This window comes from Halobacillus alkaliphilus (assembly GCF_900113125.1).
Lineage (GTDB): Bacteria > Bacillota > Bacilli > Bacillales > Halobacillaceae > Halobacillus > Halobacillus alkaliphilus.
Window position 1 is genome coordinate 1 of the sequence record NZ_FOOG01000023.1, and the last position, 21,844, is coordinate 21,844.

Annotated in this window: 24 protein-coding genes, 2 rRNA genes and 2 other annotated features; all 26 genes read left to right on the forward strand. The window is 42.0% G+C overall.

Annotated elements, in window-relative coordinates:
• Window positions 1-146, forward strand: a 23S ribosomal RNA gene (locus tag BMZ06_RS12510); the annotation flags it as partial.
• Window positions 147-240: 94 nt separating this feature from the next.
• Window positions 241-354, forward strand: a 5S ribosomal RNA gene (rrf, locus tag BMZ06_RS12515).
• 74 nt (window positions 355-428) lie between these two features.
• Entirely contained in the window at window positions 429-1,121 is a 693-nt protein-coding gene (locus BMZ06_RS12520) for an MgtC/SapB family protein (RefSeq protein WP_089752357.1), read from the forward strand.
• Between the two features lie 161 nt (window positions 1,122-1,282).
• The gene (locus tag BMZ06_RS12525; protein ID WP_089752358.1) at window positions 1,283-1,747 is read left to right on the forward strand and encodes a CtsR family transcriptional regulator; all 465 of its coding nucleotides are present in this window, start codon (window positions 1,283-1,285) and stop codon (window positions 1,745-1,747) included.
• 20 nt (window positions 1,748-1,767) lie between these two features.
• Window positions 1,768-2,316, forward strand: coding sequence for a protein-arginine kinase activator protein McsA (gene mcsA, locus BMZ06_RS12530; protein ID WP_089752359.1), 549 nt, complete (start codon window positions 1,768-1,770; stop codon window positions 2,314-2,316).
• Entirely contained in the window at window positions 2,316-3,386 is a 1,071-nt protein-coding gene (mcsB, locus tag BMZ06_RS12535; protein WP_089752360.1) for a protein-arginine kinase McsB, read from the forward strand. Before mcsA ends, mcsB begins: the two co-directional genes overlap by 1 nt.
• A 19-nt stretch (window positions 3,387-3,405) precedes the next feature.
• Window positions 3,406-5,865 (forward strand): ATP-dependent protease ATP-binding subunit ClpC, encoded by a 2,460-nt coding sequence (clpC, locus tag BMZ06_RS12540; protein ID WP_089752361.1) that lies wholly within the window; start codon window positions 3,406-3,408, stop codon window positions 5,863-5,865.
• A gap of 170 nt (window positions 5,866-6,035) precedes the next feature.
• A complete protein-coding gene (gene radA / locus BMZ06_RS12545; protein ID WP_089752362.1) occupies window positions 6,036-7,415 on the forward strand; it encodes a DNA repair protein RadA in 1,380 nt (459 codons plus the stop codon).
• Window positions 7,416-8,489 carry a DNA integrity scanning diadenylate cyclase DisA gene (gene disA / locus BMZ06_RS12550; protein ID WP_089752363.1) on the forward strand — a complete coding sequence of 358 codons (1,074 nt, stop codon included), beginning with the start codon at window positions 7,416-7,418 and terminating at the stop codon, window positions 8,487-8,489. It begins immediately after the preceding gene.
• A gap of 156 nt (window positions 8,490-8,645) precedes the next feature.
• Window positions 8,646-9,746: a PIN/TRAM domain-containing protein gene (locus BMZ06_RS12555; protein ID WP_089752364.1), complete on the forward strand. Its 1,101-nt coding sequence runs from the start codon at window positions 8,646-8,648 to the stop codon at window positions 9,744-9,746.
• Window positions 9,747-9,865: 119 nt separating this feature from the next.
• Window positions 9,866-11,056 (forward strand): bifunctional 2-C-methyl-D-erythritol 4-phosphate cytidylyltransferase/2-C-methyl-D-erythritol 2,4-cyclodiphosphate synthase, encoded by a 1,191-nt coding sequence (locus BMZ06_RS12560; RefSeq protein WP_089752365.1) that lies wholly within the window; start codon window positions 9,866-9,868, stop codon window positions 11,054-11,056.
• Window positions 11,057-11,112: 56 nt separating this feature from the next.
• Complete coding sequence (gene gltX, locus BMZ06_RS12565) at window positions 11,113-12,582, forward strand: glutamate--tRNA ligase (protein ID WP_089752366.1); 1,470 nt, start codon at window positions 11,113-11,115, stop codon at window positions 12,580-12,582.
• A gap of 44 nt (window positions 12,583-12,626) precedes the next feature.
• Window positions 12,627-12,840, forward strand: a binding site (T-box leader).
• Between the two features lie 68 nt (window positions 12,841-12,908).
• A complete protein-coding gene (gene cysE, locus BMZ06_RS12570) occupies window positions 12,909-13,559 on the forward strand; it encodes a serine O-acetyltransferase (protein ID WP_089752367.1) in 651 nt (216 codons plus the stop codon).
• Between the two features lies 1 nt (window position 13,560).
• Entirely contained in the window at window positions 13,561-14,961 is a 1,401-nt protein-coding gene (gene cysS, locus BMZ06_RS12575) for a cysteine--tRNA ligase (RefSeq protein WP_089752368.1), read from the forward strand.
• Window positions 14,962-14,965: 4 nt separating this feature from the next.
• The gene (locus BMZ06_RS12580) at window positions 14,966-15,376 is read left to right on the forward strand and encodes a Mini-ribonuclease 3 (protein ID WP_089752369.1); all 411 of its coding nucleotides are present in this window, start codon (window positions 14,966-14,968) and stop codon (window positions 15,374-15,376) included.
• Window positions 15,369-16,112, forward strand: coding sequence for a 23S rRNA (guanosine(2251)-2'-O)-methyltransferase RlmB (gene rlmB, locus BMZ06_RS12585; RefSeq protein WP_089752370.1), 744 nt, complete (start codon window positions 15,369-15,371; stop codon window positions 16,110-16,112). Before BMZ06_RS12580 ends, rlmB begins: the two co-directional genes overlap by 8 nt.
• 2 nt (window positions 16,113-16,114) lie before the next feature.
• Window positions 16,115-16,624, forward strand: a complete 510-nt coding sequence (locus BMZ06_RS12590; protein WP_089752371.1) for an NYN domain-containing protein — start codon at window positions 16,115-16,117, stop codon at window positions 16,622-16,624.
• Window positions 16,625-16,705: 81 nt separating this feature from the next.
• Window positions 16,706-17,362, forward strand: coding sequence for an RNA polymerase sporulation sigma factor SigH (gene sigH / locus BMZ06_RS12595; RefSeq protein ID WP_089752372.1), 657 nt, complete (start codon window positions 16,706-16,708; stop codon window positions 17,360-17,362).
• Window positions 17,363-17,423: 61 nt separating this feature from the next.
• Complete coding sequence (gene rpmG, locus BMZ06_RS12600; protein ID WP_281244471.1) at window positions 17,424-17,588, forward strand: 50S ribosomal protein L33; 165 nt, start codon at window positions 17,424-17,426, stop codon at window positions 17,586-17,588.
• Window positions 17,589-17,630: 42 nt separating this feature from the next.
• Window positions 17,631-17,807 carry a preprotein translocase subunit SecE gene (secE, locus tag BMZ06_RS12605; RefSeq protein ID WP_014641406.1) on the forward strand — a complete coding sequence of 59 codons (177 nt, stop codon included), beginning with the start codon at window positions 17,631-17,633 and terminating at the stop codon, window positions 17,805-17,807.
• Window positions 17,808-17,933: 126 nt separating this feature from the next.
• Window positions 17,934-18,470 carry a transcription termination/antitermination protein NusG gene (nusG, locus tag BMZ06_RS12610; protein WP_014641407.1) on the forward strand — a complete coding sequence of 179 codons (537 nt, stop codon included), beginning with the start codon at window positions 17,934-17,936 and terminating at the stop codon, window positions 18,468-18,470.
• A 153-nt stretch (window positions 18,471-18,623) separates the two neighbouring features.
• Window positions 18,624-19,049, forward strand: a complete 426-nt coding sequence (gene rplK / locus BMZ06_RS12615) for a 50S ribosomal protein L11 (RefSeq protein WP_014641408.1) — start codon at window positions 18,624-18,626, stop codon at window positions 19,047-19,049.
• Between the two features lie 115 nt (window positions 19,050-19,164).
• Window positions 19,165-19,860 carry a 50S ribosomal protein L1 gene (rplA, locus tag BMZ06_RS12620; RefSeq protein ID WP_014641409.1) on the forward strand — a complete coding sequence of 232 codons (696 nt, stop codon included), beginning with the start codon at window positions 19,165-19,167 and terminating at the stop codon, window positions 19,858-19,860.
• A 54-nt stretch (window positions 19,861-19,914) separates the two neighbouring features.
• Window positions 19,915-20,068 (forward strand) — a sequence feature (ribosomal protein L10 leader region).
• Window positions 20,069-20,108: 40 nt separating this feature from the next.
• Window positions 20,109-20,609: a 50S ribosomal protein L10 gene (rplJ, locus tag BMZ06_RS12625; RefSeq protein ID WP_089752374.1), complete on the forward strand. Its 501-nt coding sequence runs from the start codon at window positions 20,109-20,111 to the stop codon at window positions 20,607-20,609.
• 54 nt (window positions 20,610-20,663) lie between these two features.
• Entirely contained in the window at window positions 20,664-21,029 is a 366-nt protein-coding gene (gene rplL, locus BMZ06_RS12630) for a 50S ribosomal protein L7/L12 (protein WP_014641411.1), read from the forward strand.
• A 78-nt stretch (window positions 21,030-21,107) separates the two neighbouring features.
• Complete coding sequence (locus tag BMZ06_RS12635; RefSeq protein ID WP_089752375.1) at window positions 21,108-21,710, forward strand: class I SAM-dependent methyltransferase; 603 nt, start codon at window positions 21,108-21,110, stop codon at window positions 21,708-21,710.
• The last annotated feature ends 134 nt before the right edge of the window (window positions 21,711-21,844 follow it).

The following is a 21,844-nucleotide window of genomic DNA, read 5'->3' on the forward strand; positions in this document are numbered from 1 at the left end:
CTAAGCATGAAGCCCCCCTTGAGATGAGATTTCCCCTTACGCCAAGTAAGTAAGATCCCTCAGAGACGATGAGGTTGATAGGTCCGAGGTGGAAGCGTGGTGACACGTGGAGCTGACGGATACTAATGGATCGATGACTTATCTATCCTTTAATAAAGAAGTCGGAAGAGACGTTCGCTCGTCCGATGGTTGAATGATTGCCTTATCCAGTTTTGAGGGTTTACCTCAAACTGTATATGATGTGGTGGTGAAGGCGAAGAGGTCACACCTGTTCCCATGCCGAACACAGAAGTTAAGTTCTTCAGCGCCGATGGTAGTCGGGTCGATCCCCGTGAGAGTAGGACGCCGCCACGTTAATATAAAACCAGAAGTACAGACTTCTGGTTTTTTCTGTATTTAAAAGTTAATGAATAAGAGGAGGGCCGTTTATGGAATGGAGCAGTTTCTTTGATGATGATTTCCTTACATTTACTATAAGAATCGTAGTGGCTCTGCTATTAGCCGGGCTGATTGGATTCGAAAGGGAGTTAAAAAATCATTCCGCAGGATTCAGGACTCATATTTTAGTGGGGGTAGGGGCCTGTTTAATGATGCTTCTTTCCTTATACGGATTTGAATCTTACCTGGATGAATTTGATAATGTACGTTTTGATCCGGCACGTATTCCTTCCTATGTAATTAATGGTATTGGTTTCTTAGGCGCAGGGACAATTATAGTCAACGGTTTAACTATTAGAGGCCTGACCACGGCAGCTTCGATATGGACAGTAGCGGGTATAGGCCTAGTGGTCGGGGCAGGTATGTATGATGTTGCAATATTAGCCACTATTATCGTTTTATTAAGTTTGGTTCTATTAAATAAAATTGAAAAAGAGAATTTTAATAAGAAGAAACCATATATTTTTCAACTAAAGGTAAAACCTGAAGTTAAATTGCAAGCGATCACTGCGATATTTGAGGAAAAAGAACTGAAAATTAAAGGAATTAATATTAAGAAACAAGAGGAGGATCATAACAAACTTATTATTGAAATAGAGAAAGGCCAAAAATATAACCGTACTCAATTAATCGAACAGCTTTCCCGTAAAGAGGAAGTCCTTCAGATCATTCATAAATTCTAAAACCATGCCAAAATTCGGCATGGTTTTTTGTTTTAGCAGAAAAGAAATTAGGGAATCATGAATGTGTATGAAATCAAAACATTTTAGTTGCGTAACTGACAAAATTGAGTATAATAAAATTAAAGTCAAAGATAGTCAAAGTCAAAAGAGGAGGAGGGAAAATGAGGAATATCTCTGATGTAATAGAGGAATATCTGAAAGAAGTTCTGAATAAGAACCAGCAAAAGACAATTGAAATTAAGCGCAGTGAAATAGCTGATCAATTTCAATGTGTGCCTTCTCAGATTAATTATGTGATTAAAACTCGGTTTACTGTGGAAAAAGGTTATATAGTAGAAAGTAAGCGTGGCGGTGGCGGATATATTCGTATTAGCCGTATCCAGCATCGCAAGGAATCGGATATGATTGAAGAGATTGTTGACATGATTAATCCCCTCGTTTCTCAAACAGCAGCTGCGGATGTGATTGAGAGGTTATTAGAGAGTGGAATTATCACAGAGAGGGAAGCAAAGCTTATGGGAAGCATTATTGATCGTGAAGTCCTCACATTCCCCCTTCCTCTGCGTGATGAAGTCCGTTCTCGAATGATGACGGCTATGCTCTTCACTCTAAAGTATAAAAGCTGAATTGGAAGGGAGAGAGCGTTATGGAATGCCAAGAGTGTCACCAAAGGAAAGCTACGGTGCATTTAACTCAGGTAATTAATGGTCAAAAAACAGAAGTTCACGTTTGTGAACATTGTGCTAAAGATAAAGGTTATATGAGTTACGGAGAAGAAAATTTTTCTCTCAGTAACCTTTTGTCAGGACTATTCCATTCTGAAAGTCCGTCTACATTTAAAGGAAAACAAGCTCACACCCAGCAGCAAACTCCTCAGCTGCAATGCCCTACTTGCGGAATGACTTACCAGGAATTTGCGCGAATTGGGAAATTTGGGTGCGGGAATTGTTATGAAACATTTGACGAACGCTTGAACCCTGTTTTGAGAAGGGTTCACAGCGGAAATACTACTCATGACGGTAAGATTCCAAAGCGTGAAGGCGGCCATTTGCATTTAAAAAGAGAACTGGATGAACACAAATCTAATCTTCGACAATTAATTGAGCAGGAAGAATTCGAGGAAGCAGCGAAAGTTAGAGATAAGATCCGAACTTTGGAAAGCCAATTTCATGAGGGGGAGGATGGTGAGCAATAATGTCATTGCAGCAATTTATGAACGAGGCTCTTAGTCCTTGGATGAAACAGGATGGGCCTGACAGCGATATTGTATTAAGCAGCCGCATTCGACTGGCTCGAAATTTTTCCAGTTCTCCATTCCCGCTGATCGCTTCTGATGAGACTTTGGAAAAAGTTCTGGATTTCTTCAAAGAGGAATATAAAGGTCAATCCTTCCGTGATTACAAAGGCTTTGAGATTGTCCAAATGAATGATCTTGAGCCTGTGGAAAAAAGGGTGCTGGTTGAAAAGCACCTTATTAGTCCACATTTGGCGGAGAAACCTAAGCATTCAGCTGCTTTGATATCCGAAAATGAGCAGGTTTCCATTATGATTAACGAGGAAGACCATATACGATTGCAGTTGTATTTTCCTGGTTTTCAATTGGATAGAGCTCTGGAACAGGCCTCCCAGCTGGATGATTGGCTTGAAGAAAAAATTAATTATGCTTTTGACGAAAAAAGAGGCTATCTGACGGCTTGCCCTACCAATGTTGGAACGGGGATGAGAGCTTCTGTGATGATGCACCTTCCTGCTTTATCCATGACCCAGCAAATTAATCGTATGACCCCGGCAATTAACCAGCTTGGACTTGTAGTCAGAGGAATATACGGTGAAGGAAGCGAGGCTCTTGGTAACATCTATCAGATTTCCAATCAGATTACGCTTGGAAAATCAGAGCAGGACATTGTAGAGGATCTGCATAGTGTAGTAAAACAATTAATTGATCAGGAAAGACGAGCGCGAGAGGCATTAATAAGCCGCTCAGGAGTTCAACTGGAGGATCGTATATTTCGCTCTTACGGTGTTTTAAAGCACAGCCGTATCATAGAGTCTAAAGAGGCTGCCAAGTGTTTATCTGATTTAAGGCTTGGAATTGATCTTAAGCTCATTGACCACATTCCAAGAACTATTTTAAATGAGCTGATGATTTTAACTCAGCCCGGCTTTTTGCAACAATATGCTAAAGCCTCTCTAAATCCAGATGAGCGTGATGTACGCAGAGCTTCACTAATTAGAGAACGACTTCAATTAGAAAATGAAGAATAAATGTTAGGAGGGAATGTCCATGATGTTTGGGCGTTTTACAGAAAGAGCTCAGAAAGTACTTGCACTAGCACAAGAAGAAGCTGTTCGTTTAGGACACAATAACATCGGCACAGAGCATATTCTGCTTGGTTTAGTAAGTGAAGGAGAAGGAATAGCGGCTAAGTCATTAACCGCATTAGGTCTGGAAGCTTCAAAAATTCAGCAGGAAGTAGAAAAGCTGATTGGAAAAGGTGAAAAGGTTTCCCAAACCATTCATTATACTCCCCGCGCCAAGAAAGTTATCGAATTATCCATGGATGAAGCACGTAAACTTGGTCATTCATATGTAGGAACAGAACACATTCTGCTTGGTTTAATCCGTGAAGGAGAAGGGGTAGCTGCCCGGGTGCTTAATAACCTCGGTGTAAGTCTGAATAAAGCACGTCAGCAAGTGTTGCAGCTTCTTGGCAATAATGAGTCTACCGGCGGTCAAAATCGTCGTGGAGGCGGCTCTGGAGGTCAGGCAGCCAGTGCGAACACACCAACCCTTGACTCGCTGGCTCGAGACTTAACAACAATTGCTAAAGAAGGCAATATTGATCCCGTTATTGGAAGAAGCAAAGAGATTGAGCGCGTCATTCAGGTTCTCAGCCGTCGTACCAAAAATAATCCGGTGCTTGTAGGTGAACCTGGTGTAGGTAAAACTGCCATTGCAGAGGGACTTGCCCAGCAGATTATAAATAATGAAATACCTGAGATTCTTCGTGATAAACGGGTGATGACCCTGGATATGGGAACCGTTGTTGCAGGCACAAAATACCGTGGTGAATTCGAAGACCGCTTGAAAAAAGTAATGGAAGAAATTCGCCAGGCTGGTAATATCATTCTATTTATTGATGAGCTGCATACCTTAATTGGTGCAGGCGGTGCAGAGGGCGCCATTGACGCTTCCAACATTCTGAAGCCGTCACTTGCCCGTGGAGAATTACAATGTATCGGGGCAACTACTCTTGATGAATATCGTAAGTATATTGAAAAAGATGCTGCACTTGAACGTCGTTTCCAGCCTATCCAAGTAGATGAACCAACCTTGGATGAATCAGTGCAAATCCTTCAAGGTCTGCGCGATCGTTATGAAGCACACCACCGAGTAACAATACCTGATGACTCTATTGAGTCTGCTGTTCGTTTTTCAGACCGTTATATTACAGATCGATTCCTTCCAGATAAAGCGATCGATCTAATTGATGAAGCAGCTTCAAAAGTTCGTCTGCGTTCTTATACAGCTCCGCCGAACTTAAAAGAACTTGAACAAAAGCTTGAAGAAGTTCGTAAGGAAAAAGATGCAGCTGTTCAAAGCCAGGAATTTGAAAAAGCGGCTTCTCTGAGAGATAGTGAACAGCGCTTACGCGATGAACTAGAAGAAACCAAAGATAAATGGAAAGAAAAGCAAGGACAAGAGGATTCAGAAGTTACGGTAGAAGATATTGCTTCTGTCGTATCCACTTGGACAGGAGTTCCTGTATCCAAAATGACTAAAGATGAAAGTGAACGTCTTCTTCAACTGGAAGACACACTTCATAACCGTGTTATTGGCCAGGACGAAGCTGTTAAATCAATATCTAAAGCTATCCGTCGTGCAAGGGCAGGCCTAAAAGATCCAAAACGCCCAATTGGTTCCTTCATTTTCCTAGGACCAACGGGAGTAGGTAAAACTGAATTAGCACGTGCGCTGGCAGAAAGCATGTTTGGTGAAGAGGATGCTATGATCCGTATAGACATGTCTGAATATATGGAAAAACACAGCACCTCCAGACTGGTAGGTTCACCTCCTGGCTATGTAGGTTACGAAGAGGGCGGTCAACTGACTGAAAAAGTTCGTAACAAACCTTACTCTGTTGTCCTGTTGGATGAGGTGGAAAAAGCACATCCTGAAGTATTTAACATTCTACTTCAAGTGCTGGAAGATGGTCGTTTAACAGACTCCAAAGGACGCGTGGTAGACTTCCGTAACACCGTACTGATTATGACCTCTAACGTAGGTGCACAGGAGCTGAAAAGTAATAAATACGTCGGCTTCAGTATGGATGACTCGAACCAGAGCTATAAAGACATGAAATCTAAAGTTACGGATGAACTGAAGAAAGCGTTCCGTCCAGAGTTCCTAAACCGTATTGATGAAACCATTGTGTTCCATTCCCTTGAAAGAAAACACATGAAGGATATTGTGACCTTAATGGCAGACGAGTTGAGAAAACGTCTGCAGGAGCAGGAGATCAACTTCACCTTGTCTGAAAAAGCAATTGAGCATATTGCAGAAACAGGATTTGATCCTGAATACGGGGCACGCCCGCTTCGCCGTTCCATTCAGAAGAACGTAGAAGATCTTCTATCTGAAGAGTTATTAAAAGAGAATATTGCTAAAGGTCAATCCGTGAAAATTGACTTGAATGACAATAATGAATTTGTCGTTTATTCAGAGCAGGAATCTACAAATTAAATAAACTCTAGCTGTTTAGTGCTAAATTTTAAAATCGGAAGGCGTTTGCCTTCCGGTTTTTTTCTTATTCCTATATGCTTTTAGTAAGAGGAAATTAATCTAATTGATATGCCTGTGAAACTTTTTCACAATCATAATCGTATAAATTAGAAGGGAAGGGGCGAGTAATCTTGGCAAAAAGAAAGACAAAGTTTGTTTGCCAGGAATGTGGTTACGAAACAGCGAAATGGATGGGCAAATGTCCTGGGTGTCAACAATGGAATACGCTCGTTGAGGAAGTGAGTGCTCCAAGTACCAATTCCCGCCATGTGTTTCAGACGAGTTCCACTTCCACAAAAACAAAACCAGAAAAGATAAATTCCATAAAATCAGAGAAAGAACCACGTCTCCCCACTGATATGCCAGAGTTTAACCGTGTACTTGGAGGGGGAATTGTAGCCGGGTCCCTGGTTTTAATAGGTGGAGATCCGGGGATAGGGAAATCAACATTATTACTTCAGGTATCGGCTCAGATTGCCAATAAAGATAAGCCTGTTCTTTATATCTCTGGTGAAGAGTCTTCAAGACAGACAAAGTTAAGAGCAGAGCGGTTAAATATAACCTCAGATGAACTCTATGTATTATCTGAAACAAATTTGCAGGATGTCATTAACCAAATCGAAGCTATAGAGCCAGAGTTTGTGGTGATTGATTCCATTCAGACCATTTTCAAGGAAGATGTCACATCTGCTCCAGGGAGCGTATCTCAAGTTAGAGAATGTACCAGTCAATTAATGAGAATAGCCAAAAACAAAGGTATTCCGATTTTTATTGTAGGGCATGTTACTAAGGAAGGTTCTATAGCAGGACCTAGGCTTCTTGAGCATATGGTGGACGCCGTTTTATATTTTGAAGGGGAAAGGCACCACACGTTCCGCATACTCAGAAGTGTAAAAAACCGTTTTGGAAGTACACATGAGATGGGTATTTTCGAAATGAAAGAACAAGGTTTAGTGGAAGTATTAAACCCATCTGAAATTTTTCTTGAGGAAAGGTCTCAAGGAGCGGCAGGTTCCGTTGTTGTTGCTTCTATGGAAGGAACACGCCCTGTACTTGTAGAAATACAATCCCTCATATCTCCTACCGCCTATGGAAATCCAAGGAGAATGGCTACAGGGCTCGATAACAACCGTGTACCATTGCTGATGGCCGTTTTAGAAAAGCGGGCTGGCCTTCTCTTACAAAACCAGGATGCTTATGTGAAAGTAGCGGGGGGAGTAAAACTGGATGAGCCTGCGATAGATTTGGCAGTGGCACTCAGTATTGCTTCAAGCTTTAGAGATCAAGTTTCCAAGGCTGAAGATGTAGTGGTTGGAGAAGTCGGCCTGACAGGAGAAGTACGCCGTGTTGCACGTATTGAACAACGGGTGCAAGAAGCGGCGAAGTTAGGGTTTAAGCGTGTTATTATTCCTAAGAAAAACCTGGATGGGTGGAAGCCTTCTTCTTCAATCGAAGTGGTAGGTGTAAGTACGGTACAGGAAGCTATGAAGGTTACATTGGGGGACGCGTAAATGGAATGGCACAATATGAAAGAAAATGGAATAGGAGAAATTCTGAAGCTCGTAGCTCCAGGCACGCCGCTCCGTGATGGCATCGATAATGTCCTGCGGGCCAATACGGGAGGATTAATCGTTCTTGGCTATGATGAGGTCATTCGGGATTTAGTGGATGGCGGCTTTAACATTCACTCTGACTTCACGCCTGCACACCTGTATGAGCTGGCTAAAATGGACGGAGCCCTTATTCTAAACGATGAAGCTACGGAAATCTTGTATGCGAACGCGCAGCTCATGCCCGACCCGGATATTCTTTCTACAGAAACCGGAATGCGCCATCGTACGGCTGAGCGTGTAGCGAAGCAGACGGGATCCTTAGTTATTGCCATATCACAGCGGAGAAATGTTATCACCTTGTATAAAGGATCTCTGCGGTATTCCTTGAAGGACATTGGCGTAATTTTGACTAAGGCTAATCAAGCCATTCAAACGTTGGAAAAATACAAGAATGTGCTGGATCAGTCCATTACCAACCTGGGTGCGATGGAATTTGAAAACATGGTTTCCTTTTCTGAAGTGATCCAAGTGGTGCACCGTGTGGAAATGGTGCTTCGTACGAAAACAGAAATTCTCAACTATGTGAATGAACTCGGAACAGAAGGACGTTTAATTCAACTGCAGATGACAGAGCTGGTGTCGAATATTGAAGAAGAGGCTGCTTTACTTTTGAAAGATTACAGTAAGCGTCCAGACTACGAACCATACTATATTCTAAGAAAAATGCAGGAAGTTACAAATCCGGAGTTGTTGTCAGATGAGCAGGTGCTCAAGCTGTTAGGTTATTCTCCTAATACAAAGATGTCAGATCCACTTCACCCTAGAGGTTACAGGATTTTAAGCCGTATCCCCCGTCTTCCGCCTTTAATTATTGAGCATTTAGTAGAAAGATTTGGAACCCTGGACGATATGATTCAGGCTTCTCAAAAGGATCTGGTAGGTGTAGATGGTGTAGGAGAGATAAGGGCTACGAAAATTCGGGATGGTTTAGAACGGATACAAGAGCAGCTATTTGTAGATCGCCACATATGATTCTATTGACTTATTTACTATGAATATGGTATGATAAATCGTTTTGAAGATTGACTTTTTTTGGAAACTATGCTATTTTATAAAGCATCATTCCTCTTATTACACGGTTATTAGGTGTGAGGTTTGGTCATACTGTGAGTGAGGAGGTGGATACAAGTGCTTAAACGAATTGTACAGTTGTTTATTGTCATAACCGGTGGAACGATCGGTTACCTCTATTTTCCAGAATTGTTTACAGCCATGGGACTCACTTGGCAGAATTGGATGCAAGCAGTTTTAGGGGCCGTACTTGGAGCACTTATTTTATTTTTATTAACGTTTTGGATCGTGGATTATATTGTAGATTTACTAAGATGGATTGAGGACACCTTGGTCCGGGCGCCTGTCGCCGATCTATTATTCGGCAGCCTGGGGTTAATTGTTGGTCTGATCGTTGCATATCTAGTCAATATCCCGGTGCAAGATATTCAAATTCAAGTGGTTAATCAGGTGGTGCCGATTTTCTTAACCTTTTTACTGGGTTACTTCGGTTTCCAGGTGGGATTCAAACGGAAGGACGAGTTCCTGAATATGGTTTCGAAAAAAGAGAAAGCCGATGAAGGAGCTTCTTCATCTCTTACGCCTGCGGGAATGGACAGTTCATTAATTCCAAAAGAAAAAATCCTGGATACGAGCGTGATTATTGATGGCCGTATTGCAGATATTTGTGAGACCCATTTCCTTGAAGGTACAATTGTGATTCCTCAGTTCGTCCTGGAAGAGCTTCAGCATATTGCAGATTCTTCTGATGGATTGAAAAGGAACCGTGGTCGGCGTGGACTTGATATTTTGAACCGTCTTCAAAAAGACCTTCCAGTCAATGTGGAGATTTATGAAGGAGATTTTGAGGATATCCAGGAAGTGGATAGTAAACTGGTTAAACTGGCTAAGGTTATGAATGGAATTGTTGTTACGAATGACTTTAATTTAAATAAAGTATGTGAATTTCAAAATGTCCAAGTATTGAATATTAATGACCTGGCTAATGCAGTGAAGCCAGTCGTACTTCCGGGTGAAGAAATGAGTATTCAGGTTATCAAAGATGGCAAGGAGCAAAATCAGGGCGTTGCCTATTTAGATGATGGTACGATGATCGTAGTAGAAGAAGGAAAAAGTTATATTGGAAAGACAATTGAAGTTGTCGTTACCAGTGTCCTTCAGACATCTGCCGGACGAATGATCTTTGCTAAACCGAAATCACTTGAAAAAGCCCTTTAAAAACGGTATAAACAAATAGAGACACACAAAAGTGATAACCGGTGAGTTATCGCTTTTGTTATTTACAGAGATAGTTATAGTGGTTATTTTATGGTTTAAACCAGTTTAGGATGGATACTATGATAAATTATACGGCAGTAGTACTTGCGGCAGGGCAGGGCAAGCGCATGCTGGCTGGTAAAAATAAGCAGTTTTTAAAGATAGAAGAGCAACCGTTGATATTACATACGCTCTCCGTTTTTGCTAAAGACGAATGGTGTGACGAAATTGTTCTAGTGACTAATCCAAAGGAAAGACAACAGATGGAAGAACTCCTTCAAACTTTTTCTTTAAATAAAGAGATTCAGCTGGTAGATGGGGGAGCCGAGAGGCAGGATAGTGTGTTTGCGGGATTAAAAGCCGTAATTAATACCACTCTGCCCGTGTTTATCCATGACGGAGCACGTCCATTTGTTAAACAAGAGCTTTTGCACGAATTGGCCGAGCGCACGATTGAAAAGCATGCCGCTCTATTAGCGGTTCCTGTAACGGATACGATCAAACAGAAGAATGATCAATTACTGAGCACCTTGGACCGAAAAACTCTATGGGCAGCCCAGACACCTCAGAGTTTCACTTTTTCATTGATCTATAAAGCGCATCAAAAAGCACAGGAGAGCGGATACTATGGGACGGATGATGCTTCCTTAGTCGAGATCCTGGGAGAAGAAGTGGCTATTGTCGAGGGAAGCTATGATAACATTAAACTAACGACGCCAGAGGACTTACATAAAGCAGAGTCTTATATACAAAACCAGCGTAAAGGAAAGGAAGTGGAGAGTCCTATGTTCCGAATTGGTCAAGGTTTTGATGTACACCAGCTGACGGAAGGACGTAAATGCATCATTGGGGGAATTGAGATTCCTCACGAAAAAGGACTTCTCGGGCACTCGGATGCTGATGTTCTTCTTCATACCATTGCTGATGCCTGTTTAGGGGCAATTGGAGAAGGAGATATCGGCAAACACTTTCCTGATACAGACCCTGAATATAAGAACGCCGATTCTGGTATGCTTCTGCAGCATGTCTGGAAATTTGTAAAAGAACAGGGGTATGAACTCGGAAATGTTGATTGTACGATCATTGCGCAAGCCCCCAAAATGGCTCCCTTTATTGAGGAGATCCGTGAGAATATAGCTTCTTTATTGGACGCGGAGACGAAACAGATTAATGTAAAAGCTACGACCACTGAAAAATTAGGTTTTACTGGAAGGAAGGAAGGAATAGCGGCTCAAGCCGTCGTTCTTTTGCAAAAAGATCAACAAGTCTAACAAAAAAATGATAAAATAAAACTGAAAAAAGGAACGGTAACGAAAGGAGTACAATTATGTCGAATGAAGTTCGTGTACGTTATGCACCCAGCCCGACCGGCCATCTTCACATTGGGAACGCAAGAACGGCCCTGTTCAACTATTTGTTTGCAAGAAATGCGGGAGGAAAGATGGTAATCCGCATTGAGGATACAGATGAAAAACGAAATGTAGAAGGCGGAGAACAAAGTCAGCTTAATTATCTACGCTGGCTTGGGATTGATTGGGACGAAAGCCCGGATAAGGGCGGGGAATACGGTCCTTATCGTCAGATGGAGCGCCTGGATCTTTATCAAAAATATGTAGATGACTTGCTTGAGCGCGGACTGGCATATAAATGTTATATGACAGCAGAAGAGCTGGAAGCAGAACGAGAAGCACAAATTGCACGTGGAGAAGCACCAAAGTATTCAGGGGCTCATCGTGACTTAAGCCAAGAGCAGATTGAACAGTTTGAGGCAGAGGGACGCGAACCAAGTATTCGTCTGCGTGTACCGGAAAACCATACGTACACGTTTAACGATATCGTCCGTGAAAACATCACGTTCGAATCTGGTGATTTTGGGGACTGGGTTATTGTAAAGAAAAGCGGAACCCCAACTTACAACTTTGCCGTTGCTGTAGATGATTACCTTATGGCAATCACTCATGTACTACGCGGGGAAGAGCATATCTCAAACACACCGAAGCAAATGATGGTATACGAAGCGTTTGGATGGGAGCCGCCTAAGTTTGGTCATATGACACTCATTCTGAATGAAAATCGTAAAAAGCTAAGCAAGCGTGATGAACACATTCTGCAGTTCATTGAGCAATATAAGAACTTAGGATATTTACCTGAATCGTTATTTAATTTTATTACTTTGCTTGGCTGGTCACCAGTAGGCGAAGAGGAAATCTTCACTCAGGATAAGCTGATTGAAATATTCGATGCGGAACGTCTCTCTACTTCACCAGCGGTTTTTGACCCTGCAAAACTGAAGTGGATGAACAATCAGTATATTAAATCAGCTGAGTTTGATCGTGTAGTGGATTTAACTCTGCCTCATCTCATTGAAGCGGGACGTGTTTCAGAGGATATGAGTGCTTCCGACCGGGAGTGGGTCCATGAATTAATTGCTCTCTACCAGGAACAATTAGATTATGGTGCGCAAATTGTAGACCTTACGGAATTATTCTTCAAACAAGAAATACAATATGATGAGAACGCTATGGAAGTGCTGGAAGGCGAGCAAGTGCCGGAAGTGCTTGATACGTTCAAGAAAAAGCTGAATGAACTGGAAGAATTCACACCAGAAGCTATCAAGAAACAGGTCAAAGCCGTACAAAAAGAAACTGGCCATAAAGGGAAGAAGCTTTTCATGCCAATTCGTGTAGCTACCACCGGCCAGACACACGGTCCTGAACTGCCTAATGCTATTCACCTGCTTGGTCTGGAAACCGTCAATGTCCGATTAGATGATGTATTAAACAAACTTCAAGGCTAAACTTTTCACAAATGACTTCTTATGTCATATAGTAGAGATACCAATAAGAAACGTTGATGAGGAGAAGTAGAAGAGGCTTCCCATACACAGAGAAAATCACCCTCGGCTGAAAGTGATTATGTGGGACCGCTTCGAAATGCACCTCTGAGTCTTCTGCCGAAACAAGTAGGCTGAAGCGGTTACCTTCCGTTAGCAAGGCTGAAGAGGGGAATCAGTTTTTCCCAAACAGAGTGGAACCACGCGGAACGCGTCTCTGTGCCATAGGGCACGGAGGCGCGTTTTTTGTAGCTTGATTCCCACTATTGGTTAACAAAGGAGGAGAGCAAATGGGGCTTTTTAAGATGTTTAAGGAAGATGTGGATGTCGTTTTTGATCAAGATCCTGCTGCTCGTTCTTACGTTGAAGTCATTTTAACGTATTCAGGGTTGCACTCTATCTGGGCCCACCGGATTGCCCATGCATTCTATAAAAAGAAATTTTTCTTTCTGGCCAGAGTGATTTCCCAATTAAGCCGCTTCTTTACCGGGATAGAAATTCACCCCGGGGCCAAAATCGGCCGTCGCTTCTTCATTGATCATGGAATGGGAGTGGTCATAGGGGAAACCTGTGAAATAGGAGATAATGTTACTTTGTTTCAAGGCGTCACCCTTGGCGGTACAGGCAAGGAAAAAGGGAAGCGTCACCCAACATTATTGGATAATTCCCTGGTAGCTACAGGAGCCAAGGTTCTGGGTTCCATTACAATTGGAGAAAATTCTAAAGTAGGAGCAGGATCAGTCGTCCTCCACGATGTGCCTCACAATTCAACCGTAGTTGGAATACCGGGCCACGTAGTCGTGCAGGACGGGAAGAAAGTACAGCAGAAAGATCTCGATCATCATAAGCTGCCCGATCCGGTTTATGATCGTATCAACCAGTTAGAAAAGGAAATTAAGCAGTTACAAGAAGAAGTAAAAGAAGCTAAAGGAGTGAACTAGCATGAGTATTCAAATATACAACACGCTGACACGAAAAAAAGAACCATTCCGTCCTTTGGAAGAGGATAAAGTAAAGATGTATGTGTGCGGCCCAACGGTCTATAACTATATCCATATTGGCAATGCCCGCCCTGCTATTGTTTTTGATACGGTACGCAGATACTTTGAATACCGAGGCTACGACGTACACTACGTCCTGAACTTTACGGATGTAGATGACAAGCTGATCAAAGCGGCCAATGAGTTAGGAGAAGAAGTTCCTGATATCGCCAATCGCTTTATAGATGCCTACAAAGAAGATGTAGGAGCATTAGGCGTGAAAGAAGCAGTGGATCATCCGCGTGTAACTGAAAACATGGATGAAATCATTGATTTTGTGAAAGGGTTGATTGATAAAGGTTACGCCTATGAAGCAAAAGGGGATGTGTATTTCCGAACTCGCTCCTTTGATAATTATGGGAAGCTTTCCCATCAGTCCGTTAATGAACTGCGATCTGGTGCTCGCATAGAGGTGGGCGACAAAAAGGAAGACCCGCTTGATTTTACACTATGGAAGGAAGCGAAGCCAGATGAGATATCATGGGAAAGTCCTTGGGGGAATGGACGCCCGGGGTGGCACATTGAATGTTCCGCCATGGCTAAAAAGTATTTAGGGGAAACTATCGATATTCATGCCGGCGGACAAGATTTAACTTTCCCTCACCACGAAAATGAAATCGCCCAGTCAGAAGCACATAATGACCAGTCATTTGCGCGTTACTGGATGCATAACGGGTATATTAATATTGAAAATGAAAAGATGTCTAAATCCCTTGGGAATTTCATTCTTGCGCATGATTTGGTGAAAAAGCATGACCCTCAGGTGATTCGCTTCTTTATGCTCAGTGTTCAATATCGTCACCCTATTAATTTCAGTGATGAATTATTAAAAGGCGCGAAAAGTAGTTTTGACCGGATTCGTAATGCTTATGAGAATTTAAATCATCGTAAATCTGCCAGCATGAACCTTCAAAATGATTCGGATCGCTGGATTAAGGAAATAGAAGCTCACAAGGAGCAGTTTATTCAAGAAATGGATGATGATTTTAATACGGCAAACGCCATTTCTGTTTTATTCGATCTTACTAAATCAGCTAATCTTTACCTTCAGGAAGAACAAACCCATACACGTGTACTTGAGGCTTATGAAAATACGTTGAAAGAACTGATGATGGTTCTTGGTCTTGAGATTGAAACCCAGTCAGAATTGCTGGATGAAGAGGTCGATACCCTGATTGAAGAAAGGAAGCAGGCAAGAAAAGATCGTAATTTTGAAAGAGCCGATCAGATCCGCGATGAGTTAAAAGACAGAAATATTATATTGGAAGACACTTCCCAGGGTACACGCTGGAAGCGGGGCTGACCAGATGGCCATAAATGATGTTAAACAAATGAAAAGCCTGGCGCTTGCCTACATGGGAGATTCTGTATATGAATTGTATGTGAGGAAGCATCTTTTAGAAAGTGGAAAAATACAACCTCAAAGGCTGCATAAAGCAGCCGTGAAATTCGTATCTGCTGTTTCTCAGGCGAGGGCCGTAGGGTACTGGCAGGAAGAAGGATTATTGACAGAAGAGGAACAATCCGTGCTCAGACGAGGGAGAAATGCTAAGTCTGGATCTGTGCCTAAAAGCACCAATGTACAAACTTATCGTTACTCGACTGGTTTTGAAGCGGTTCTTGGTTTTCTTTATTTATCTGAAAAAAACGAGAGGCTGGACGAATTAATCGAAAAGACGATCCAATTTACAGAAGAAAGGAGTGGAGAAGGTGAATAACGAATGGATTATAGGAAAGAACCCAGTGCAGGAAGCTCTGAAATCAGGAAGGGCTATTAATAAAGTGATAGTGTCCGAGCAGCTTCAACACCAGGCCTATAAAAAACTGGAGCAGGCAGCTAAAGAGAATGGGGTTATTGTGCAGAAAGTCCCTAAAAAGAAGATTGATCAGCTTGTCGAGGGCAATCATCAGGGTGTAGCGGCTTCGGTGGCTGCTTATGAATACAGTGATCTTGAGGATTTGTTTGCTAAAGCTGAAGAAAAAGGGGAGCCGCCATTTTTCATCATTTGCGATGAAATCGAAGATCCTCATAATCTGGGGTCGATTTTAAGAACTGCGGATGCGAGCGGAGCACACGGCGTGATTATACCAAAACGACGCTCAGTGGCGCTTACCTCTACTGTGGCTAAAACTTCTACCGGAGCTATTGAGTATATACCGGTAGCTAGAGTAACCAATCTTGCGAGAACGATCGATGAATTGAAAGAAAGATTTGTGTGGGTCGTCGGAACAGACGCAGATGGTACGGAAGATTACCGACGGCTGGATGGAAATATGCCGATCGCACTTGTGATTGGAAGCGAGGGGCGAGGAATGAGCCGTCTGACAAAAGAGAAATGTGACTGGACCGTAAGTCTTCCCATGGCTGGTAAAGTAACCTCTTTGAATGCATCCGTTGCTGCTTCATTATTAATGTACGAAGTGTATAGAAAGCGCCGCCCTGTCGGTGAGTAACAATGAATGTTCTAATAGTAGATGGGTACAACATGATTGGAGCCTGGCCTGAATTAAAGAGATTAAAAGAAGAGGATTTCGGTCAGGCACGAGATCTCCTAATAGAAATGATGGCCGAGTACCAGTCCTATACCGGGGACCGGATCATCGTGATCTTTGATGCTTATCATGTCCGGGGTGTTGCCAAAAAACAAAAAAATTACAAAGTTGAAGTTATTTTTACAAAAGAAAATGAAACAGCGGATGAACGGATTGAGAAGCTCGCGGGAGAACTAAATGATGTCCGAACTCAAGTTTATGTAGCTACCTCGGATTATGCCGAACAGCGAACAATTTTTGGACAAGGAGCCTTTCGAAAGTCTGCCAGAGAGCTGTACATTGAAGTGAAAAACATTGAAAAACAAATTAAAAAAGATGTCGAAACCCAGAACCAAGTCCAGTACCAGCCAAAGATACCAATGAATAAGGAAGTAAGAGAACTCTTTGAAAAGTGGCGCCGAGGAGATAAATAATTCTGACAACTTGTTGACGCTTTTGAAACGCTTACTGTATAATATTGCTATATTGAGGCAGCACGGTCGGGGGGATCCTGAGTGAGCATCATTCAAACGGAGAAAGACATCAACGAGTTGGATCTTAGCAAACTTGATGACGAAGCAATCATTGAACGAATTAATCAGGGAGAGGTCCAATCTCTTGATTATTTAATTAATAAGTATAAGAATTTCGTTCGCGCAAAAGCCCGAACGTATTTTCTTATTGGTGCAGATCGTGAAGATATTGTGCAAGAAGGAATGATCGGTCTTTACAAAGCGATACGAGATTACCAGGAAGGTAAGTTATCTTCGTTTAAAGCTTTCGCAGAATTATGTGTTACCCGTCAAATTATTACCGCAATCAAAACCGCCACACGCCAAAAGCATATTCCATTGAATTCCTACGTGTCCTTAGATAAGCCGATTTACGATGAAGAATCAGACCGGACCTTGCTTGATGTAATAGCCGGTTCAAAAGCAATAGATCCTCAAGAATTAATTGTGAATAAAGAAAAGTTCTGCGATATGGAAGAGAAGATTTCTGAGCTTCTGAGTGATCTCGAGAAAAAAGTACTTGCTCTTTATTTGGACGGGCAGTCCTATCAGGAGATTTCAGTTGAATTAAATCGACATGTTAAATCGATTGATAACGCCCTCCAACGGGTTAAAAGAAAGCTTGAAAAGTATCTGGAAGTAAGTGAAATTACCCTATAAGGCGTAGATTGACAGTATGTTTGAAGCGTGCTACATTTGTTGAGTGTGTAAACCTCTGATTATGAGGAGAGAACGTATGAGAAACAAAGTAGTGCTAGCCTGTACAGAATGCCAAAGTCGTAATTATAGTTCATATACAAATCGATCTAATCAATCCAACCGTCTGGAAGTTCGTAAATTTTGTAAGAAATGTGGCAAACATACCTTACATCGCGAAACGAAATAGAGAAAGAAAGCCGGCAGGCGCAAGTTTGGGGGTATTTGCAGCATGTTTAAGTTTTTTAAAAACGTAGCTCGAGAAATGCGCAAAGTGAGTTGGCCTAAGGGACAGGAACTTACGCGGTACACCATTACTGTATTAAGCACAGTCGTTTTTGTTGCCGTATTCTTTGCTATTGTGGACCTTGGGATCTCTGAGGTGCTTGAACTTATTTCTAAAGAATAGTAGAGTTGATTTTGTGCTATACTTGTAAATAGACTTACAAAAAACCCGTTCAGCGGGTTTTTTCATGTTGGAGAAAAATTTTAATTTAAAATAAGGGAGGGAAGGGCAAGCATTTGTCCTGCTATAATGGAAAAAAGATGGTACGTTGTTCACACCTATTCAGGTTATGAAAACAAAGTAAGGGCGAACTTAGAGAAACGGGTTGAATCTATGGGTATGGAAGATAAGATCTTTCGCGTTCTTGTCCCTGAAGATGAAGAAACGGAAATTAAAAATGGTAAAAAGAAAATTAACAAAAAGAAAGTATTTCCCGGCTACGTGCTAGCCGAGATGGTCATGACAGATGACTCATGGTACGTTGTTCGAAATACACCAGGTGTGACCGGCTTCGTTGGTTCTACTGGTTCGGGCTCAAAGCCCATCCCTCTCCTGCCCGAAGAAGCAGAGACTGTACTAAAACGCATGGGTATGAATGAACAACCGAAAACTGAAGTTAACTTAGAAGTGAAAGAAAGTGTGAAAGTGACAGACGGACCTTTTGCTAATTTCACTGGAACGATCGAGTATATTGATACAGATAAACAAAAAGTAAAAGTTCACGTCAACATGTTTGGTCGGGAAACACCAGTTGAACTGGATTTCTCACAAATAGAAAAACTATAAAATATAATCCTCCCCCTTGCATTATGCATATAAAGATGCTAGAATTTTTATGTTCTATATGTGCCTCGGATAAAGAGGTGTTTATGCATATTGCGATGAGTGGGAGGGGTTAAACCCTATTACCACATCACGGACTTTAAGGAGGTGTGTCTCGTGGCTAAAAAAGTTATTAAAGTTGTAAAACTTCAGATCCCTGCAGGTAAAGCAAATCCAGCACCACCGGTAGGACCGGCGCTAGGTCAAGCTGGTATTAATATCATGGGTTTCTGTAAGGAATTCAACGCTCGTACGCAAGATCAAGCGGGTATGATTATTCCGGTTGAAATTACGGTATTTGAAGACCGTTCATTTACATTTGTTACCAAAACTCCACCAGCTGCTGTTCTTCTTAAGAAAGCGGCAGGTATCGAATCCGGTTCTGGTGAGCCGAACCGTAACAAGGTAGCTTCTGTCAATCGCGATCAAGTTCGCGAAATTGCGGAAACAAAAATGCCTGACTTAAACGCTGCTGACGTTGAGGCTGCAATGCGCATGGTTGAAGGTACTGCGCTAAGCATGGGAATTACAGTTGAAGACTAATCCCACAACGTCACTCTGATGGAGTTAAAGGTTGCGAAATAGGAGTTCAACTTCTTTCGCAACCTTTATTCGTGGGAGGTTAATCCGTTAAAACCACAACAAGGAGGAAATTAAAATGGCTAAAAAAAGTAAAAGACAACAAGAACTTCAAAAACTTGTTGATCGTACGAAATCTTATAATGTACAAGAAGCAATCGATCTTGTAAAAGAGACGTCTAAAGCGAACTTTGATGAAACAGTTGAAGCTGCATTCCGTCTAGGCGTTGATCCTAAAAAAGCGGATCAGCAAATTCGCGGAGCTATGGTGCTTCCACACGGAACGGGTAAATCCCAGCGTGTGCTTGTTTTCGCTAAAGGTGATAAAGCGAAAGAAGCAGAAGAAGCAGGTGCTGACTACGTAGGTGAACAAGACCTGATTAATAGTATTAATCAAGGCTGGTTCGATTTTGATGTAGTCGTTGCCACTCCTGACATGATGGCTGAAGTAGGTAAACTGGGCCGAGTACTAGGGCCGAAAGGTCTTATGCCAAACCCTAAAACAGGCACTGTAACGTTTGAAGTAGAAAAAGCAGTTAACGAAATCAAGGCTGGTAAGGTTGAATACCGCGTTGATAAAGCTGCTAACATTCACGTTCCAATCGGAAAAGCTTCTTTCGACAAACAAAAGCTTGCGGAAAACTTCGAAGCTATTACAGATGCTCTGGTAAAAGCTAAGCCTCAAGCATCAAAAGGAACTTATATGCGTAATGCTGCTGTTTCATCAACGATGGGTCCTGGAATCAAAGTTGATGTTTCCAATTTCGCTAAATAATAAATTTTAGTATTGACTTATCGTCCCTAATTAAATTATAATTAGGGACGTTGTATAAATGAATACGTTATACCGTAGACAGCAGGTGCGGGTGCAACTCCGCTTAATTTCCTGCCGAGGTGTGTGAATAAGCAGGACAGCGCTAAAAACGCCCTGTTCTCTCATACGTACCTCCATGTCTGCATGGAGGTACTTTTTTGTGAAACCTTCCGGAACGGTATGATGAAAAGTCAATAGGAGGTGGAAAGATGAGCAGTATTATTGAACAGAAACAGCAAATTGTTAATGAATTGGCTGACAAGTTCCGCAATAGTAAATCTGCTGTATTGGTAGATTACCGCGGTCTTGATGTTGCAGAAGTAACAGAACTTCGTTCACAACTTCGTGAAGCAGGCGTTGATTTCAAAGTGTATAAAAACACAATGACTCGCCGTGCTACAGAAGCAGTTGAACTAAGTGAACTTCATGAAGTTCTTCAAGGACCAACTGCCCTTGCGTTCCATGAGGATGACGCTGTAGCTCCAGCAAAAATTCTAAACAATTTCGCTAAAGATCACGACAACCTTGAAATTAAAGGTGGCGTAATTGAAGGACAAGTTGCAACTCTTGAACAGCTTCAGGAACTTGCCAACATCCCAAGCTACGAAGGTCTTGTATCTATGTTCCTAAGCGTACTACAAGCTCCTGTCCGAAACTTCGCATATGCTACAAAAGCTATTGCGGATCAGAAAGAAGAAGAAAGCGCGTAAATCTCGCGTTCGACTAAACTATAACCTTTAAAATTAATAAGGAGGAAATTTCTCATGTCTAACGAACAAATTATCGAAGCGATTAAAGAAATGTCTGTTCTTGAGCTTAACGACCTAGTTAAAGCAATTGAAGAAGAATTTGGTGTATCAGCTGCAGCTCCAGTTGCTGCCGGCGGTGCTGCTGCAGGTGCAGAAGCTGAAGAAGAGCAAACTGAATTCGACGTAGTACTAGAATCAGCTGGAAGCTCTAAGATCAAAGTTGTTAAAGCAGTACGTGAAATCACTGGTCTTGGTCTTAAAGACGCAAAAGACCTAGTTGATAACGCTCCTGGCGCAATCAAAGAAGGCGTTTCTAAAGAAGAAGCAGAAGAAATGAAATCTCAGCTTGAAGAAGCTGGCGCAACGATCGAACTTAAGTAATTGTATCTTTAAAGTAAAGCTCGCTGACCATCGGCGGGCTTTCTTTTGCTTACTAGATGAAAAGAGGGTGTTCGGATCATGTCGGAACATTACTATTCAAAGAAAACCGCTGCAAAAAGCGATGAAAAAACTTGGTCTTACACATTACGTGGGCGCTTATTAACCTTTACCACAGATCACGCCGTTTTCTCAAAAGGTGAAGTAGATTTTGGCTCTCGTTTGCTTATAGACTCGTTTACAGCTCCGCCAGTGGACGGAAACTTCCTCGATCTTGGATGCGGTTATGGACCGATTGGTCTTTCCCTTGCGCTAGAGTATCCAGATCGCCAGGTTGTAATGGTGGATGTAAATGAGAGAGCTTTGAATCTTGCGGACAAGAATGCTGCTAAGAATCAAGTTACTAATGTAGAGATTAAAGAGAGTGATCGGCTCCGTCAGTTGGAAGGCCGCCAGTTTGCTGCGATACTGACCAATCCGCCTATACGTGCAGGGAAGAAAGTTGTGCACGCTATGTTCGAAGAGGCGCTGAAGGCTCTTTGTGAATCCGGTGAGTTATGGGTGGTCATTCAAAAAAAGCAAGGGGCTCCTTCTGCAAAACAGAAAATAGAAGATTTGTTTGGGAATATTGAAGTCGTTCACAAGGAAAAAGGCTACTATATTTTCAAAGCTCAAAAAGTTTGACTAGGGTATTTAATTATGCTAGTATTGGAAAATGCCAATGTATGCCCGTCCTGTCAAGTCTTTTTTAGAGAAATGTATAAAAAGCTTGGTAGAAGGGTAGAATGGTGAAAATTAATAAATTAAAGTAAATGAGG